This window comes from Parasedimentitalea nitratireducens (genome assembly GCF_057444295.1).
This window is the reverse complement of sequence record NZ_JBYAXC010000001.1, coordinates 820,840-838,878: the sequence shown is the minus strand read 5'-3', so window position 1 is coordinate 838,878 and position 18,039 is coordinate 820,840. Positions and strand designations below refer to the sequence as shown.

Genomic DNA, 18,039 nt, shown 5'->3' with positions numbered 1-18,039 from the left:
GTTCTAGCGGCGCGCCAGCAATGCCTCACGGTTGAGCGAAAATCCTGAGGCGATCCATTCAGTCTCGAGCCGTTTCAAAGTTTCACCCAGCGCTTTCCCGGTGATTTCTGGCATCAGATCACGCGCAGACAGCGGAAATCTCGCACTTACCCCTTGAGCAATTTCAGTCTCTAAATTGGGGTTTTTAGGCTGTTCCAACGAGGCTGCGCGAAGTAACAGAACATCCCGCGCCTGTGTTTCACCTAAACGGTACGCCAACTCAGCAGCCCCGGTTGTCGTCGATGCTTGCTCTCGCAACGTGCGCCAATTGGTTGACTGAACCTTGCTTAGGCGCAGGTGCTCTCCCATTTGCGGCCCGCCGAGCGCGGCAAGGCGGCGGATCGAGCTTGGCGTCATTCCGGCCTCTAGATGAATCAGCAGAGCCAAGGCGCGCTCATCCGCACCGGGAAGCAATTCCATCAGAACGCCAGTTTGCCGCATTGTCGCAATGGCAGGCGCAGGATTAGCGGCGGCCAACAGTTTCAACAGCTCCGCACCAACCCGCTCGCGTGAAAGCTGCCCTAACCCATCTAGGTTAGCAGCAATTGCGGCCAGAGCATCTGGATCAAACCCAGCAGATTGATCGCCGTACCAGGCGTGAAACCGAAAATAACGAAGAGAACGCAAATAATCCTCGCGAATACGATTTTCGGCGGTTCCGATAAACCGCACCCTGCGCGCACGCAGATCATCCATACCACCCAACGGATCAACGAGGGTGCCATCAGGGAGAGCATAGATCGCGTTCATCGTGAAATCACGGCGCGCTGCGTCCTCGGCAATGTCTGTGGCAAAGGCAACAGTAGCGCGGCGGCCATCGGTGGCTACATCCTTGCGAAAGGTGGTGATTTCAAACGGTCTGCCATCACAGACAACGGTAATTGTCCCGTGATCTATCCCGGTAGGAATCGCCTTTAGCCCCGCCTTTTCGGCCAGTTCAACCACGGTTTCGGGATGCGCATTGGTAGACATATCCAAATCGGAAACATCTACGCCCATCAGTGCATTGCGTACGCAACCACCAACAAAGTATAGCTCTGCTCCCTTGGCCGTAATAGCATTGCATACGGCTTGCGTCGTGGAATCTGTCAGCCAGGGTTGATCAATTGGGGTCATCACGTCGTCCGTAGTGCCAGTCCGTGCAACATGCGCGCTGTTGCGCCCCAGATATAGTAGGGACCAAAGGGCACGGTAAAGTAGCGACGCTGGACCCCACGCCAACGTCTCGACTCAATTATATAGTTTTCAAGATACAGTAGGTGCCGCAAAGGGACAGAAAACACCTCGTCCACTTCTCCCGGCTCTGGGCGTATCGGGAAACCCTGATCTAGCAGGGCCACTACCGGGGTGACCTGAAAGCCGGTCACGGTTTCGTGGTTCGGTAAATGGCCTATGACTTGAGGGATGTCTCGAGGTAGCCCAATTTCTTCCCATGCCTCACGCAGCGCAGCATCGGTTACATCGTCATCGCCATCATCCTGCTTTCCACCTGGGAAAGCAATCTGACCTGGGTGATGCTTGAGAGCTGAGGACCGTTTGGTCAAAATCACGCGAGGTTCACCGCTGGTGATTGTGATTGGAACCAATACACCAGCAGGGCGAAGTTTACGCCCCGCCGGAAGTTTTACATCCGGATTAAGATCAAAATCAGACGAGCCATCCCCGGGTTGCTCCAAGGCAGCACGCAATGTTTCGATCAAGTTAGGCACTCGGCGGGTTCTCCGAGTCAAAGCCAACCGTTTTCGGGTCGAGATCGTAGTGCGCGCTGCAGAATTGGCAGTCGGCAGTAACCCGTCCTTCATCTGTGGTCATTTTTTCAATGTCCTTTGCCGAATAGATCGACAGACTTTGGCGCACCCGGTCTTCGGAACAGGTACAACCAAACATGACAGCCTGCGGGTCAAACACTCGCGGAGCCTCTTCGTGGAAAAGGCGAACAAGCAAGTCGGTTGGTGGTACCGATGGCCCTATAAGTTCCAGGTCTTCAACCGTATTCAACAGAACATTAACGCGGTTCCAGTTCTCGCCCTCTTCACCCTCTACCAAATCTGCGGCGGTCAGAGTTTCCCCTGTTCCATCGGACTGGGCAACAAATGGAGAGGCCTTAGGCATGCTTTGCAGCATAATACCGCCAGCGCGCCAATGCTCAGGGTTACCTGGCTCAGACGATTTTCCAAAGCTGAGGCTGAACCGAGTTGGTAGTTGCTCTGACTGGGCAAAGTAAGCCTCGGCACAGACAGAAATAGACTCACCATCCAAAGACGTGATGCCCTGATAAGGTTTGTTACCTTCACCTTGGTCAATCATGACAGCGAAATAGCCATCACCGACCTGATCAAAAGGCGTTGCATCCGTGAGCCGTTCGGCATCATAACTGGCATAGGCCCGAATGCGCGCTGGCTCACCCTCGGCCTTAGGCGCGTAATAGTCGGTGGCAATCATCCGCACTGGGCCTTTGGACTGCACCTGAAGCGACAACTTCCAACGCAGCTTGATTGTCTGACCGATCAAGGCAGTCAGCAAAGCCATCTCGGCCACTAAGGCTTCGACTTGTGACGGGTAATCATGTTGCTTGAGAATTCCATCAAGCACACCATCCAGTCGCGCCACGCGGCCACGCATGTCGACGTTATCCAGCTGGAAAGGCAGGACTGTGTCGTCCCATGCAATTTTTGTTCCAAGAGTCATTGGGGTTTCCTTACACGCCCAGGGTTGGCATATCGAGCCTATATAGGGTTATCACAATTGGATGAAAGGGGTCACTGCGTGATCAGACGATTTGGAGAGCCACCACATAAGGGCCGCCGCTATACCCGCCGCCCTGGTGCATATGCTTTGTTACCACGTGATGGCCGTTTGTTGTTAACCTGCCAGTATGACCCTGATCCCGATTTGCAGCTCCCCGGTGGCGGGATTGATCCCGGAGAATCGCCTATTCCCGCCTTGCACCGCGAAGTTCTAGAGGAAACTGGCTGGACAATTTCAACACCTCGCCGGTTTGGGGTTTTCCGGCGATTTGTCTATATGCCCGAGTACGATCTTTGGGCTGAAAAGCTATGCCAAATCTATATCGCCCGACCCTTGCTCTGCATGGGTGCTCCTGGCGAAGATGCGCACGAAGCGATCTGGATGGATTGCGCAGAAGCGGTGAGCCGGCTTAAAAATCCAGGTGATCGTTACTTCGCAAACGCGTTGGAAAAACAGCTAACTGCATAAAGTGCATTGAAATATTCAGACACAACATAAATTGATCTATCAGCCCAAGGTCACCCTTGGGCGCGCGCTACGCCCAACAGAAGACCGGTCATCTTTGATGATCAACGATGGGCGGGAGCCCTGCGGATATTTCAGGGACCGTTATATTCAAACACAGTGGCTGAAACATCGTCCTCTAGACCGAACTCTGGTGACATCACTTGGGTGAGGTTCCAGTAAAGATCATCCAGGAATTCCTGTCCACTTTGCCGCGAATCACATTTGGCAATCAGGTCCAGAAGCCCCTCAGGTTCAAGCATCTCACCATTCACCAGCCGCGCTTCGGTGAAACCATCAGAATAAAGCAGCAAGCGATCGCCGGGCTCCATTACGGCTTCAACCTGCGAATATGGAATGTCGGGAATCAGCCCGACAGGTACTCCACCCTCTCCCAAAAACTCGGTTGAGCCGTCTTTGCGGAGGATTAGTGGGTGCGGATGCCCGGCCTGCACCATTTTCAGAATACCACTGCGCAGATCAACTATGCAGTAGGCCATGGTGAAATATTCTTCGATGCCAGTATCAGCAATCAGCCGTGCATTCAGCAGGCTGGCCACTTCTTCTGGTTGCCGCAGGGCATAAAAGCGATTGAAGCGTTTCTCCATCGCAATGTTTTGGTCGAAATAGTTCGAAGACAAATAGCCACCAAGACGCGCTGTCATCATGGCTGATGTAATCCCATGCCCGGACACATCGATTGAATAAAACCCAAGTCGATTTACACCGGGAGAGAACATCCCCACGAGATCGCCACCAATATGGCCGCAGGGTTTGAGCAGCAAACTAACCGAAGAAGATCCAAACTTGCGTGACAATTCAGGTACTAAGGATTCCTGGATCTTACGGGCCTGCACTAGATCCTTGTCGATCGCATCATAGACGCTTTGAAGTTCATCTAAAGTATCTGAAACAATTCGATTCTTTTCCGACAGCTCACGCTGCATTCGCAAAATTCGTTCTCCGGCGGAAATACGGGCGCGAAGTTCATCCGAGTTGACGGGCTTGGTTAGAAAGTCATCCGCACCAGCATCCAGCCCCTCGGCAATTTCATTTTTCTCGCTCTTGGAAGTCAGCAGAATAAAGTAGCTATAGCTTTCCTTGGATTGCTCACGAAAAGCTCGGCAAAATTCCAAGCCGTTCATTCCGGGCATCATCCAGTCACTCAGAATCAGGTCAGGTGGATCGATGTTGCAGGCTTCCATCGCGGCCTCGCCGCTTTCAGCTTCGGTAACTTCGAATCCCCATTTCTTCAGGGACGCAACAAGGATGCGTCTCTGAAGCCGACTGTCGTCTACGACCAAAACTCGTCGAATCGACCCATTGTCAACTTGCTCGTCGTTATCAAATGTACTGTCTGGCAACACCGAATGCACCTCGTTAATGACGGCGGTTTTCTAGTAACTTCCGGCAATATCACGTCGAGCGCTTAATAAGCTGTGAACTTTAAATTTTGAGATATTTTTCACCATTCACCTTAATTTTACGATTTGCGCGGTATTTTTACCTCGATTGGGAAAGAGTGTAGGATTTTATCATGATTGATTGGCCAAGAGTTAAAGAGCTTCGTGAAGAAGTGGGTGCCGAAGATTTTGGTGAAGTTGTTGAGCTGTTCCTGGAAGAGGTTGAAGAGGTCATCGAACGCCTTGGCACCCTTGAGGACCGGTCTCAACTGGAACAGGATCTGCATTTCTTGAAAGGCAGCGCATTAAGCTTGGGATTTCAGGCCTTTTCGGCGATGTGCCAGGATGGTGAGCGACAGTCGGCGCAAGGTCAGGCAGACACAGTTGATGTGCCGTCGATAATAGTCGAATTCCAGACTTCAAAATCCACTTTTATCAGTGAGTTACCTACTCGCTTCTAAAACTGAGGCATCCCGGATTAAATCACAAACTGAGCCAATGTTTCATCATTAGTGATGTCGGTATAGGTGAATCCCGCAGCTTCCAACCGGGCAAACAGTTTCGGAAAATTCTCTGGCCGCTTTGTTTCAATGCCGATCAGCACCGAACCAAAGTTTCGTGCTGATTTTTTCATGTACTCAAACCTTGCGATATCATCCTCAGGTCCCAGGATCCCCAAAAACTCTTTCAGCGCACCTGGCCGCTGCGGCAGTCTCAGCAAGAAGTATTTTTTTACACCGGAGTATCGCTGTGCCCGTTCTTTAACCTCGGGCAGGCGTTCAAAGTCGAAATTTCCACCAGACGTTACACAAACAACGGTTTTGCCGCGAATCCACGAGCGCACATCGCCCAGCGCTTCGACGGCCAAAGCCCCTGCCGGTTCCAGAACAATGCCTTCAACATTGAGCATTTCAATCATTGTGGTGCAGATCCGATCTTCGGAAATGCTCAGAACATCTGGAAGCGGAACATGCTGCAGCAAACCAAAAGGCTGCACGCCTATTTTTCCAACAGCAGCGCCGTCAACAAATGTATCAACGTGATCCAAAGCAACGGGATGTCCAGCAGCCAAAGCCGCACGCAGACAGGCACCGCCCTCCGGCTCAGCAAACAAACAATGGACCTGATCACCAAACCACGAGGCAACACCAGATGACATTCCGCCGCCCCCAACAGGGAGAATGACGTGATCCGGAAATCGCCCTAGTTGTTCTTCGATCTCTACCGCAATCGAGCTTTGGCCTTCGATCACATCCGCATCATCAAATGGCGATAAAAAGTGGCCGCCCTCTTTTTGGCACCATTCCTGCGCTGCAGTCAGACAATCGTCAAAATAGTCACCCACGAGATGAATCTCGATCTGCTCTCCGCCAAACATGCGAGTTTTTTGGATTTTCTGCTGTGGCGTGGTCACCGGCATAAAAATTACGCCTTTGACCCCCATATGGCTGCACATATAGGCAACGCCTTGGGCATGATTTCCAGCACTGGCACAGACGAACAGATCCTGTCCTGGTTGCTTGCGCATGGCGTTATAGGCGCCGCGCAGTTTGTATGACCTAACCGGGCTCAGATCCTCACGCTTCAGATAGATGTCCGCACTAAAGCGTTCGGACAAATGCGCATTGCGCTGCAACGGCGTTGCAGGAAACACATCACGCATGGCGGCTTCGGCAGCACGGGCCTGGGTCTGGAAATCAGTCATATTCTACTGAGTGGCTTATGCCCGCGCCCAAAGCAAGGGGCAGATGCAGCGCCAAACAGCGATTACTGTTTTGTTCAGCCGATCTCTCGGCCCTCAGTTCCAACACCATAAATGGTCGTCAACAAACTGACCCCAACCATCGAGATACCCCAGTTAAGGCCGCCCTTAACAAGACTTCCGACGAAAGTACTGTCAGGAAACAACTGCATTGCACCAAATCCACCAACAAAATTTAGCATCAGAAAAAGAATCGCAACCAAGTGGATAGCCATCGAAATTCCTTTGGTATCCTCCCAAGCTTCGGAAAACCCGATTGATCTACCCAATGCCGCAGCTGGCAACATTGGTGACAGACGGTAAAATGTCCAAAGCCCTCCCCAAATAACCAACGAGATACCAAACCAACGCAGGTAAAAATTAGAAGGCGTGAGGGATACAACAACTAAAGCAATGATGCCGGCCACAGTGCCAACCGCCAGCGTCAACATAATTGCATGTCCCCAATAGGATAGAATTCTACCGCCATTGAACGGAGGTAAGACTCCGCCCGTCTCTTCCAACAAGACAAATCGATGCCATGCTACCGCCACCCAAAGCGCCGCGATAAGCTCTAGTACAGTTAGAACACCGTACATGACTTCCCAACTTGGCATCGTTTCAAGCTGTTCGCTGGTCCCCGAAGAGCCCGGACCTACAAAAATGCTGGCTAGAATGATCACAAAGATGAGTGGCGAAGAAATGCGCAACGCATTTTTGTGGTTCGTGCACAGTAAGTGCAAAGAGTGCACAAAAATTGCCCAACCCTTCATAAGTTATCCCTTCTATATCTTTCTGTCACAGCCTTGTGGCATAGTTATTATTTATAACAACACCTTAGGGTCTACATTCAGTCAATCTCGCGACCTTCAACATAGTGCCCGTAGATCGTTGTCAGAATGCTGACGTTGACCAAAGACATCACCAGAGCGGTCAGCACTTGAAAGGCAATTCCGAAGGGGAGGAACACTGCCATGGACAGTTCACCAACATACTGAAGCAAGAACTGAACAACTCCTGTCGAAATGCCAGCTACTAGCAGTGCGCCACTTGATCCTTTGGTCGCCTCCCACGCCTGCCCAATGCTAAGCTGCTTGCCAACTGCAGCAGCAGGCAAAATGGCTGAAATGCGATAAAAGATCAGATACCCTAGGATTATGGAAACCAATGGTGCCAACATCGCAGCCGTCAGCGAAACCTGCGACAGAGCAGCGGCCAATAAGGCAGCAACTATTCCTATTGGAATCAAGGCTGCAATGATGATGATAGCAAGCAAAAGCCCCCAACCAAAATAAGCAACCATCCGATCAGTACGAAATTCCGGAACCCAGCCAGTTGGGTATTCTTCCAACAAGATAAACCGGTGCCAGGACACAAAGACCCAAAGTTGGACCACGACCATTGTAACGGCGCCTAAAAGTAAGGCCAGGACTAAGGAACCTAAGTTCCCGTCTTGAAACAACGTGTCTGCCGAATTTTGTTCGTCAAACATATCCAATGAGAGACCGGTCATCACAAATATCGCTGCAATCAAGCCGAACCCGATCAAAACTGGTACAACTGTAATCTTCAGTGCCGTGGACAGGTTGCGTGTCACCATCCCAACAGAATGGGCAAATATGCTCCAACCAATCATAAATCGTCCTTCCAAATGCCAGTCAAAATCTGCTGCGGACCCTAGACCGCAGAACTCCTCGCGAAAACCCCAGAAATCCTTGCCCTTGCGCGCGAAACCAGCTATCGGCCAAGCGTTCTGCTTAAGAGGAAATCCCATGTCCGCGCCCAAAAAAGTTGTTCTGGCCTATTCCGGTGGCCTTGATACCTCAATCATCCTGAAATGGCTGCAGACCGAGTATGGCTGTGAGGTTGTTACCTTTACTGCTGACTTGGGTCAGGGCGAAGAGCTTGAGCCCGCCCGCGCCAAGGCTGAACTGCTAGGGATCGCCCCAGAAAACATCTATATCGAAGATGTCCGCGAAGAATTTGTGCGTGACTTTGTCTTCCCAATGTTCCGCGCCAACGCTGTGTATGAAGGACTGTACCTGCTGGGTACTTCGATCGCACGCCCGCTGATCTCCAAACGTCTTGTCGAGATCGCCGAAGCAACCGGTGCTGACGCCGTTGCGCATGGTGCAACTGGTAAAGGCAATGACCAGGTTCGCTTTGAACTGGCAGCTTATGCGCTGAACCCTGACATCAAGGTAATCGCACCTTGGCGTGAGTGGGACCTAACCTCGCGGACCCGTCTGTTGGAGTTCGCTGAGCAGCATCAGATCCCAGTTGCCAAAGACAAACGTGGCGAAGCGCCCTTCTCGGTTGATGCTAACCTGCTGCACACCTCTTCTGAGGGTAAAGTGCTGGAAGATCCGGCCGTCGAAGCACCAGACTATGTGTACCAGCGTACTGTGCACCCCGAAGATGCGCCAAACGAGCCTGAGTTCATCGAAGTTGGCTTTGAAAAAGGTGATGCAGTTTCCATCAATGGCGAAGCAATGTCACCAGCGACCATCCTGACCAAGCTGAACGAATATGGCGGCAAGCACGGCTGTGGCCGTCTGGACCTGGTCGAAGGCCGATTTGTTGGCATGAAATCCCGCGGCATCTACGAAACTCCGGGCGGTACACTGCTGCTAGAAGCACACCGCGGTATCGAGTCGATCACCATGGATCGTGGCGCGATGCATCTGAAAGACGAGCTGATGCCAAAGTATGCCGAACTGGTATACAATGGTTTCTGGTATTCGCCCGAGCGTGAAATGCTGCAGGCTGCGATCGATGCCAGCCAAGAGCATGTCACCGGTACTGTTCGCCTGAAGCTGTACAAAGGGTCTGCCACCTGTGTTGGCCGCTGGTCCGAGCATTCGCTGTATTCCGAAGAGCACGTGACGTTTGAAGATGACGCTGGTGCATACGATCAGAAAGATGCCGCTGGATTTATCCAATTGCAGGCCCTACGCTTGAAGCTGATTGCTATGCGGAACAAGCGGGTCAAGTAATGGAAGAAGACGACTTCTCTGATGAATTAGAGATGTTTATCGAGGCGCAGGACACCGTTTGGAACGATGTCCTGGCCGAGCTAAAGGCTGGAACAAAGACAAGCCATTGGATGTGGTTTGTCTTTCCTCAACTGGCTGAATTGGGCAAGTCCCACATGGCGCAGCTCTATGGGATCGAGGATTTGGCCGAGGCCACCGCCTATTTGAACGATCCTGAGTTGAACCGCCGATTGATCGAAGTGAGCCGTCTTGTGCTGTCGCATAAAGACACCGCTGCGGATCAAATTTTTGGTGCTACTGACGCTAAAAAACTGCGTTCCTCGATGACTTTGTTTGCTGCAGTACCCGGCGCCGCGTCAGAATTTGTTCAAGTTCTCGAAGCTTTCTATGACGGCGAGTTCTGCCCCCTGACGGTGAAAACACTTTCCGGCGTGTAAATTGATCGCCTCCCGTTTGGTCAACATTGCCCAATCTCCCTTGCCGACTTAACGCTAACGTCAGGCAAGGGGACAAATAATGCTTCAAGACATCGCGGATCGCATTCAAACAGGGCTTAATGGCACCCATTTTGATGGATCGTTGAAATTCGACTGTGGTGATGACGGTGTTATCGTGCTGGCTGACAACCATGCCAGCACTGTGGATCAGAAAACCGACTGCACCATTCGCCTTTCGCAGGACAATTTGGTCAAACTTCTGACTGGTAAACTAAACCCGATGACTGGCGTGCTGATGGGAAAATTGAAAATCTCGGGCGATATGGCTGTCGCCCTAAAGCTCGGCAAATTGCTGGGTTGAGCCCCTAAAGAATTCGCAGGCGGTAAACTCCTCTCACCAATAGGTGACAAACGATTTCACCCCATTGAGCCTTCTTTTCGCACCCGTCAGGGTCAAGGAAATGGAGACTGTCATGCGTATATCCAACAATCCAAAACCCGTAATCCTTGCCATACTAATGGTCTTCGCCGTCCTGCTGCGTGGACATGAGGTAAAAGCGCAAACACCCGAGGCTCTGGTTGTTGCCGGCGGCTGTTTCTGGTGTGTCGAAAGCGATTTTGAATCGGTACCTGGCGTAACTGGCGCGATATCTGGCTATACCGGTGGCGACAGTCAAAACCCAACCTACAAACAGGTGAGCAAGGGCGGCTCTGGACATTACGAAGCGGTACAGATCTTTTTTGACCCGCAAATAGTGAGCCGTAAGACCTTGCTAGAGATGTTTTTCAGATCCGTGGATCCAACAGATGCTGGTGGGCAGTTCTGTGATCGCGGAGAAAGCTATCGCACCGCGATATTTGTCTCTAACAAGGGAGATTTGGCTCTAGCGGAACAAGTTAAGACCCAAGCACAAAGTGACTTGGGCCGTACTATCGTGACACCTATTTTGCCACTTACGCAATTCTTTCCCGCAGAGGGCTATCACCAAGACTACTACAAAGGGCGCAGCCTAGTCGTTACGCGTTTTGGCCTCAAACGCCAGTCCGAGGCCTATAAACGCTATCGCCAAGCCTGCCGCCGCGATGCCCGGGTTCTTGAACTATGGGGTGATGCAGCGCCCTTTGTTGGTGAACACTAGTTAAAACTGGCGTTTTGAACTTCGTTTAAATCCGGGATTACATCAGCCGTACCCGCACGTGTCACCATCAGTGCGCCGGCACGATTGGCCTGTTCCAGCGATTGGTGCATGGACAGCCCCCGATCCAAGCCTGACAAAACATAACCAGTAAAGGTATCACCGGCGCCTGTCGTATCTACTGCAGTGACCTTATGCGCCGGGACATCCGTTGTTTCACCTGATCCAGCATGAAAATGACGCGCGCCCTTGGAGCCGAGGGTGACAATCACATCCGAGATGCCAAGCTGATCCGGGCTTTTGCCTGTGGCCTCTTGCAACTGCTGAGCTTCAACTTCGTTCAGGAACAAAACATCAAGATACGGAAGCACGGCCTGCACAGCATCGGCGTCAAATGGAGCTGCGGCATAACATACACGCAGTCCCAACTCGTGACCCCGTTTTGCAGCCTCGGCCTGCATGTTGGTTTCATTCTGCATCACCAGAATATCGCCCGATTCAGCCTGTGTTAGAGCCTGTTCGACCTGATCAGTGGTCAACGCTCGATTGGCACCGGGGAACAGAATGATCTGGTTTTCGGCCTCGCGATCGACCGCGATTATGGCGTGACCAGTTGGCGTATCGATCTGCGCAATGTGCTGGGTATCAACACCATAATCGGACATCCGGTCAACCGCCCACAAACCGTCCGCACCCACGGCGCCAATGTGATGAACCGCCGATCCCGCGCGGGTGGCAGCAACAGACATATTTGCCCCCTTACCGCCCAGAAATTGCTGATAGTCCAGCGCGGCCAAGGTTTCCCCTGGCTGCGGGAGGTGCGGCAGGGCATAGACCATATCCGCGTTGATTGAACCGAGATTCCAGATTGCCATAGCCGTTACCCGATATCGCAGGCAGCTAGGACCGCCATGTTAAGGATATCGTTAGCGGTCGACGTGGTTGAACAGATTTGGATCGACTTATCCACACCGCTAAGGATTGGCCCAACAACCGTGGCGTCTCCCATTTCCTGCATCAGTTTGACCGAAATCGACGCCGAGTGACGGGCCGGCACGATCAGGATGTTTGCTGGGCCAGTCAGGCGCGAGAATGGATATGCCTCTTGCGCGGCCGCGTTCAGGGCCACATCCACGGTCATTTCACCTTCGAATTCGAAATCAACACCGCGCTGTTCCAGCACTGCTGGAGCTAGGTGCATTTTCTCTGCTCGTTCAGAAACCGGATAGCCAAAGGTCGAGAAGCTAACAAAGGCCACCCGAGGCTCCAGTCCCATATGGCGGGCAACATCAGCAGAACGTTCAGCGATATTAGCGAGATCGTTTTCATCCGGCCATTCGTGTACCAGTGTATCGCCGATCAGAACAATCCGTCCTTTGTGTAGCAGCGCCGTTACGCCGGCAGCGCCATGGGCAGCGTCGGCATCAAACACATGATTAATCCGGTCCAGCACATGTGCCGATTTGCGGGTGGCACCCGTCACCAAACCATCACCGTGACCATGTTCCAACATCAGGGACGAGAACACATGACGGTCACGCGCCGCCAAACGGTGGATGTCTTTTTGGTCAAACCCTTTGCGCTGGAGACGACTATAGAGAAAACTCTTATAGGTATTGAGATGCGTGGTGTTGGCGGCGTTGACCACTTCCAGCTCGCGGACAGCATCTCCCATTCCAGCCTCTTCCAGCTTGGCCTTCACATCATCGACACGCCCAACAACCAACGCCTTACCAAAGCCAGAACGCTGGTAATTCACAGCAGCACGCAGCACCCGTGGATCATCGCCCTCGGCAAAGATCATCCGGCTTTGCGCAGAACGCGCACGGGCGTTTAACCCGCGCAGAATGGATGCGGTTGGATCCATGCGGCTTTTCAGGCTCAGCTCATAAGCATCCATATCAATGATAGGACGACGTGCAGCGCCAGTATCCATGCCCGCCTTGGCAACAGCCGGTGGAATACGGTGGATCAAACGGGGATCAAACGGGGTTGGGATGATGTAATCCCGACCAAATGACAGGCTTTTGCCATAAGCCAGCGCAACCTCATCAGGCACATCCTCACGCGCAAGGTTGGCCAGTGCGTGGGCACATGCAATCTTCATCTCGTCATTGATAGCACGGGCGTTGATATCCAATGCGCCGCGGAACAGGTATGGAAAACCAAGTACGTTGTTGACCTGATTGGGATAATCGGACCGGCCAGTGGCAACGATGGCGTCAACGCGAACTTCATGGGCTTCTTCTGGGGTGATTTCCGGATCAGGATTGGCCATGGCAAAGATGACCGGATTATCCGCCATCGATTTGACCATGTCCTGAGTAACCGCGCCCTTGACCGAAACACCCAAGAAAACATCAGCGCCGTCCATGGCTTCTTCTAGCGTGCGCAGCTCAGTTGAGATGGCATGGGCCGATTTCCACTGGTTCATACCCTCGGTACGGCCCTGATAAATAACACCTTTCGTGTCACATACGACGCAGTTGTCGTGAGTTGCGCCCATGCGCTTCAGCAGTTCGATACAGGCGATACCCGCTGCCCCTGCCCCGTTGAGAACAATTTTGACGTCCTCAATCTTCTTACCAGAGATATGCAAAGCATTGAGCAAGCCGGCAGCACAGATCACTGCAGTACCGTGTTGGTCATCGTGGAAGACAGGTATGTCCATCTCTTCCTTGAGGCGCTGCTCGATGATGAAACACTCGGGCGCCTTGATGTCTTCTAGATTAATGCCACCAAAGGTCGGCCCCATCAGCTTGACCGCATTGATGAAAGCCTCGGGGTCTTCGGTGTCCAGCTCGATATCGATCGAGTTCACATCGGCAAAGCGTTTAAACAGAACCGCCTTACCTTCCATCACCGGCTTACTGCCCAGAGCGCCAAGGTTGCCCAGGCCCAGAACAGCGGTACCGTTGGAAATCACCGCAACCAGGTTACCCTTATTGGTGTAGTCATAGGCGCATTCCGGGTTGGCCGCGATTGCCTCACATGGGACCGCAACACCGGGAGAATAGGCCAGAGACAGGTCCCGCTGGGTAGTCATTGGAACGGTAGCTGAAATCTCGAATTTACCGGGCGTTGGCTCCAGGTGAAAGGCAAGCGCCTCTTCGTTGGTGATCTTTGCTTTGGGCATGGGGTGGGTGTTTCCTCTGACTAACCAGAACAGTCTTATCGCAGGCTCTCGCACCTCTCAATCCAACTGCGTCATATTTTCCAAGCAACCGTTTCAAATAAATTCAACTAAAACACTGAGCCTTTCGCCAGATTTTCGCCACAGTTAAACCACCTCAGTGCTCCGATTGTTTATCAAAACTTAACGCAGTCCCGGGCTTGGTTAATGGCTGGGACCTATAGATGCGCCAAGAGAACTGGTCAGAACGGCCTCTCGTTGCTCTCCCAACCGAGATTTCCCTTGCTCTTGGCCCTGCTTTCTCAATGGAAGGGCAACAAATAATGACAAGTATCAATACCAACTCCGGTGCGATGGTCGCATTACAAATGCTTGGTGGCACCGTCGAGCAAAAGGAAGAGGTCCAAGAAAACATCTCAACCGGCAAAGAGATAAACCAGGCGAAAGACAATGCCGCGCTGTGGGCTGTATCGCAAATGATGGAAACTGATGTAGCTGGATTCGCTGCTGTTTCCGACTCTTTGTCACTTGGAGAAGCAACTGCATCAGTGGCTGCGGTCGGTGCAGAACGCTTGACTGAGGTTCTAACTGAAATGAAAGAGCTGACCATTTTGGCCAGCAGTGGAAACGTTGATCACAGCAAGATCGAACAACAGATGGCGCATAAAACGGAGCAGCTGAATTCGATTATTTCCTCGACACAGTTCAATGGCGTTAACCTGCTCAAAACAGACATAGACGGTACTGGTAGCACTTCACTCACTGTTGCCGCGTCGTTGGACCGCCAAGGATCGGCCGCGCCTAACCTTTCTACGATTTCGGTTGATAGTATAGATTTTGAGGGAAGCCCAAGTTTCGACATCAATAACCGTACCGCAATCACTGATGCCGCCAGTGCAAAAGTAGCGCTGGGTGAGATCGAAGGGTTTCTGAACTTTGCGATCGAAGGCGCGGCATCACTTGGAGCCAGTGTTTCCCGGATTTCGGATCAGAACAATTTTGTCGGTAAGCTGGCGGACAGCATGAAAATGGGCATCAGCGCCATGACCGATACAAATATGGAAGAGACCGCGAGCAAATTGATAGCTCTCAATGTACAGCAACAGCTCGGCATCCAATCGCTTTCCATTGCAAATGCCTCACCGCTTAGTTTGATGGCACTTGGCTAAAGGGCGCGGGCTGGGGAATCCCCGGCCCGATCACATTCTGGTTTTCCTCTGCCGACCCCCGTTGTACATCTCGTGCAACGAATACTGGGGGATTATAAATGGCCGTAACGCCGATGATGGCGCAATATCTCGAGATCAAAGCTCAATATCCAGATGCGCTGTTATTCTATCGCATGGGCGACTTCTACGAGATGTTCTTTGACGACGCGGTGAACGCTGCCGAGGCGTTGGACATCGCGCTGACAAAACGCGGCAAACACAACGGCGACGACATCCCAATGTGCGGGGTGCCGTTTCATGCTGCTGAAGGTTACCTACTCACGCTAATCCGTAAGGGATTCCGGGTTGCAGTGGGCGAGCAGTTGGAAACTCCTGCCGAGGCCAAAAAACGCGGCAATAAGTCGGTTGTGAAACGCGATGTGGTACGATTGGTCACGCCCGGCACCCTAACCGAGGATTCTCTGCTCGAGGCGCGACGGCATAACTTCCTGGTTTCGTACGCAGAATTGCGAGATCAGGCCGCATTGGCCTGGGCCGATATTTCAACCGGCGCGTTTCACGTGATGCCCGTAGCGCGAGTACGTTTGTCCCCCGATCTTGCACGTCTTGGCCCCTCGGAGCTGATTGTTGCAGATGGCCCGGCATATGATCACATTCGTCCTTTGGCGGATGAGTACAAAATTCCTCTAACCCCGTTGGGCAAAGCCAGCTTTGACAGTACCGCAGCCGAGAAGCGCATCTGTTCCCTGTTCAAAGTCAGCGCGTTAGATGGGTTTGGGGCGTTTTCCCGGGCCGAGGTTTCGGCGATGGGTGCACTGATCGACTATCTTGAGATCACCCAAAAGGGTAAACTACCGCTGCTTCAGCCGCCCGAGCAGGAAGCCGAAGACCGCGTGATGCAGATCGACGCCGCAACACGGCGCAATCTGGAACTTACTCGATCTCTATCAGGTGGTCGGGCCGGATCGCTGCTGTCTGTCGTGGATCGCACGGTCACTCCGGGGGGCGCCCGCCTGCTGGAACAACGGTTGTCTAGCCCATCACGCAATTTGGATGTGATCCACGCCCGGTTATCAGCGCTGGACTACGCTGTTGATCAAAGCCAACTGTCGGAACAATTACGCGAGGCCCTACGGTGCACACCAGATCTGGATCGTGCCTTGTCTAGGTTGGCGCTGGACCGTGGTGGGCCACGTGACCTGGCAGCAATCCGCAATGGATTGACCCAGGCAGAAGCCATTGCGGCCTCGTGTTTGGATCTAGAGCTACCCGAATTGATCTCCCAAGCCATTGGCAATCTCCAGGGCTTTGACGATCTGCTTGGCCTGCTGGATGCGGCCTTGATCGCCGAACCGCCCCTTTTGGCACGCGATGGTGGATTTATCGCTACCGAATATGACGACGAACTGGATCAAGCGCGCACGCTACGGGATGAAGGCCGGTCTGTGATTGCCGCTATGCAAAAGCAGTATGCGGAACACACCGGCATCACCTCGCTAAAGATCAAGCACAACAATGTGCTGGGTTACTTCATCGAGACAACCGCCACACATGCCGACAAGATGCTGTCACCTCCGCTGTCCGAAAACTACATCCACCGGCAAACCACTGCCAATCAGGTGCGCTTCACTACAGTTGAGTTGAGCGAGATAGAGACCAAAATTCTCAACGCCGGCAATCAGGCGTTAGAAATCGAAAAGCGGATCTATTCAACGCTTTCTGGCTCTATTTTGACCCTATCCGCCTTGTTGAACGGAGCGGCACGTGGATTGGCTGAACTAGATTTGCTGACCAGCCTTGCCGATCTGGCAACTGGTGAAAACTGGAACCGGCCACAGGTAGACGCGAGCCGCGCCTTTGAGATTTCGGGGGGCCGACATCCGGTGGTGGAACAGGCTTTGCGCCAACAGGGCGGTGAAGTTTTTATAGCCAACGACGCTGATCTCACCGCCTCACACGGCGCCGCCATCTGGTTACTTACCGGTCCTAACATGGCTGGTAAATCGACCTTCTTACGCCAAAACGCGCTGATTGCCCTGCTGGCCCAAGTGGGCAGCTACGTGCCGGCTGACAGAGCCCATATCGGGTTGGTCAGCCAATTGTTCAGCCGTGTTGGGGCTTCGGATGATCTCGCACGTGGCCGATCCACATTCATGGTCGAAATGGTCGAAACCGCCGCCATTCTGAACCAGGCTGATGATCGTGCATTGGTTATCCTGGATGAAATCGGGCGTGGAACAGCCACCTATGACGGTTTGTCCATTGCCTGGGCCACGCTGGAACACCTGCACGAAAGCAACAAATCACGCGCATTATTCGCAACCCACTACCACGAGCTAACACAACTGGCTGCTACGTTAGACGGCGTCGATAACGCGACGGTCACGGTTAAGGAATGGGAAAACGAAATCATCTTTCTGCACGAAGTCCGCAAAGGCGCTGCAGATCGGTCTTACGGTGTTCAGGTGGCACAGCTTGCCGGCCTGCCCGCCAGTGTTGTGACCCGTGCCCGTGATGTTTTGGATATGCTAGAACAAGGCAGCCGAGACAGTGGTGGTGCAAAAATCCAAATCGACGATCTACCGTTGTTTGCTGCAGCGCCCCCGCCACAACCAACCGCGCCAACAGGCCCCTCACCTGTTGAGGAGCTGCTTGGCAATGTTCACCCTGATGATCTGTCGCCACGTGAAGCGCTGGAAATGCTCTATCGACTAAAAGACGCAAGCCGATAGT

Annotated in this window: 17 protein-coding genes; 8 read left to right on the top strand and 9 right to left on the bottom strand. The window is 52.8% G+C overall.

Features of this window, described 5'->3' with window-relative positions:
- Window positions 1–3 precede the first annotated feature (3 nt).
- The 3 genes from AC2T28_RS04280 to hslO are packed head-to-tail and all read right to left on the bottom strand — an operon-like array spanning window position 4 to window position 2,727.
- A complete protein-coding gene (locus AC2T28_RS04280) occupies window positions 4–1,155 on the bottom strand; it encodes a CCA tRNA nucleotidyltransferase (RefSeq protein ID WP_486747706.1) in 1,152 nt (383 codons plus the stop codon).
- Window positions 1,155–1,748, bottom strand: coding sequence for a CoA pyrophosphatase (locus tag AC2T28_RS04275; RefSeq protein ID WP_486747705.1), 594 nt, complete (start codon window positions 1,746–1,748; stop codon window positions 1,155–1,157). Before AC2T28_RS04275 ends, AC2T28_RS04280 begins: the two co-directional genes overlap by 1 nt.
- Window positions 1,741–2,727: an Hsp33 family molecular chaperone HslO gene (hslO, locus tag AC2T28_RS04270; RefSeq protein ID WP_486747704.1), complete on the bottom strand. Its 987-nt coding sequence runs from the start codon at window positions 2,725–2,727 to the stop codon at window positions 1,741–1,743. Before hslO ends, AC2T28_RS04275 begins: the two co-directional genes overlap by 8 nt.
- A gap of 78 nt (window positions 2,728–2,805) precedes the next feature.
- Between hslO and AC2T28_RS04265 the strand changes: the two genes are divergently transcribed.
- Window positions 2,806–3,255 (top strand): NUDIX hydrolase, encoded by a 450-nt coding sequence (locus AC2T28_RS04265; protein WP_486747703.1) that lies wholly within the window; start codon window positions 2,806–2,808, stop codon window positions 3,253–3,255.
- Window positions 3,256–3,386: 131 nt separating this feature from the next.
- On the opposite strand, the gene AC2T28_RS04260 is transcribed toward AC2T28_RS04265, so the two are convergent.
- Entirely contained in the window at window positions 3,387–4,655 is a 1,269-nt protein-coding gene (locus AC2T28_RS04260) for a PP2C family protein-serine/threonine phosphatase (RefSeq protein ID WP_486747702.1), read from the bottom strand.
- Between the two features lie 173 nt (window positions 4,656–4,828).
- On the opposite strand from AC2T28_RS04260, the gene AC2T28_RS04255 reads away from it, so the two are divergent.
- Complete coding sequence (locus tag AC2T28_RS04255) at window positions 4,829–5,155, top strand: Hpt domain-containing protein (RefSeq protein WP_486747701.1); 327 nt, start codon at window positions 4,829–4,831, stop codon at window positions 5,153–5,155.
- A 17-nt stretch (window positions 5,156–5,172) separates the two neighbouring features.
- Here AC2T28_RS04255 and ilvA read toward each other — a convergent pair whose 3' ends face one another.
- From ilvA to AC2T28_RS04240, 3 genes are all read right to left on the bottom strand, one after another.
- Window positions 5,173–6,399: a threonine ammonia-lyase IlvA gene (gene ilvA / locus AC2T28_RS04250; RefSeq protein ID WP_486747700.1), complete on the bottom strand. Its 1,227-nt coding sequence runs from the start codon at window positions 6,397–6,399 to the stop codon at window positions 5,173–5,175.
- 74 nt (window positions 6,400–6,473) lie between these two features.
- A complete protein-coding gene (locus AC2T28_RS04245) occupies window positions 6,474–7,208 on the bottom strand; it encodes a hypothetical protein (protein WP_486747699.1) in 735 nt (244 codons plus the stop codon).
- Window positions 7,209–7,285: 77 nt separating this feature from the next.
- Complete coding sequence (locus tag AC2T28_RS04240) at window positions 7,286–8,209, bottom strand: hypothetical protein (RefSeq protein WP_486747698.1); 924 nt, start codon at window positions 8,207–8,209, stop codon at window positions 7,286–7,288.
- Here AC2T28_RS04240 and AC2T28_RS04235 point away from each other — a divergent pair.
- The 4 genes from AC2T28_RS04235 to msrA all read left to right on the top strand — a co-directional run bounded on the left by AC2T28_RS04235 (window position 8,208) and on the right by msrA (window position 11,007).
- The gene (locus tag AC2T28_RS04235) at window positions 8,208–9,431 is read left to right on the top strand and encodes an argininosuccinate synthase (protein ID WP_486747697.1); all 1,224 of its coding nucleotides are present in this window, start codon (window positions 8,208–8,210) and stop codon (window positions 9,429–9,431) included. The two genes, AC2T28_RS04240 and AC2T28_RS04235, sit on opposite strands and share 2 nt — an antisense overlap.
- A complete protein-coding gene (locus AC2T28_RS04230; protein WP_486747696.1) occupies window positions 9,431–9,868 on the top strand; it encodes a DUF1810 domain-containing protein in 438 nt (145 codons plus the stop codon). Before AC2T28_RS04235 ends, AC2T28_RS04230 begins: the two co-directional genes overlap by 1 nt.
- 79 nt (window positions 9,869–9,947) lie before the next feature.
- Entirely contained in the window at window positions 9,948–10,229 is a 282-nt protein-coding gene (locus AC2T28_RS04225; RefSeq protein WP_486747695.1) for an SCP2 sterol-binding domain-containing protein, read from the top strand.
- A 112-nt stretch (window positions 10,230–10,341) separates the two neighbouring features.
- Complete coding sequence (msrA, locus tag AC2T28_RS04220) at window positions 10,342–11,007, top strand: peptide-methionine (S)-S-oxide reductase MsrA (protein WP_486747694.1); 666 nt, start codon at window positions 10,342–10,344, stop codon at window positions 11,005–11,007.
- Here msrA and AC2T28_RS04215 read toward each other — a convergent pair.
- Together AC2T28_RS04215 and AC2T28_RS04210 are read right to left on the bottom strand one after the other, a co-directional pair.
- Window positions 11,004–11,879 carry a ribokinase gene (locus AC2T28_RS04215; RefSeq protein ID WP_486747693.1) on the bottom strand — a complete coding sequence of 292 codons (876 nt, stop codon included), beginning with the start codon at window positions 11,877–11,879 and terminating at the stop codon, window positions 11,004–11,006. The genes msrA and AC2T28_RS04215 overlap by 4 nt on opposite strands.
- A gap of 5 nt (window positions 11,880–11,884) precedes the next feature.
- A complete protein-coding gene (locus tag AC2T28_RS04210) occupies window positions 11,885–14,140 on the bottom strand; it encodes an NADP-dependent malic enzyme (protein WP_486747692.1) in 2,256 nt (751 codons plus the stop codon).
- Between the two features lie 320 nt (window positions 14,141–14,460).
- On the opposite strand from AC2T28_RS04210, the gene AC2T28_RS04205 reads away from it, so the two are divergent.
- Window positions 14,461–15,306 carry a flagellin N-terminal helical domain-containing protein gene (locus AC2T28_RS04205; RefSeq protein WP_486748016.1) on the top strand — a complete coding sequence of 282 codons (846 nt, stop codon included), beginning with the start codon at window positions 14,461–14,463 and terminating at the stop codon, window positions 15,304–15,306.
- Window positions 15,307–15,404: 98 nt separating this feature from the next.
- Window positions 15,405–18,038 carry a DNA mismatch repair protein MutS gene (gene mutS / locus AC2T28_RS04200; protein WP_486747691.1) on the top strand — a complete coding sequence of 878 codons (2,634 nt, stop codon included), beginning with the start codon at window positions 15,405–15,407 and terminating at the stop codon, window positions 18,036–18,038.
- The last annotated feature ends 1 nt before the right edge of the window (window position 18,039 follow it).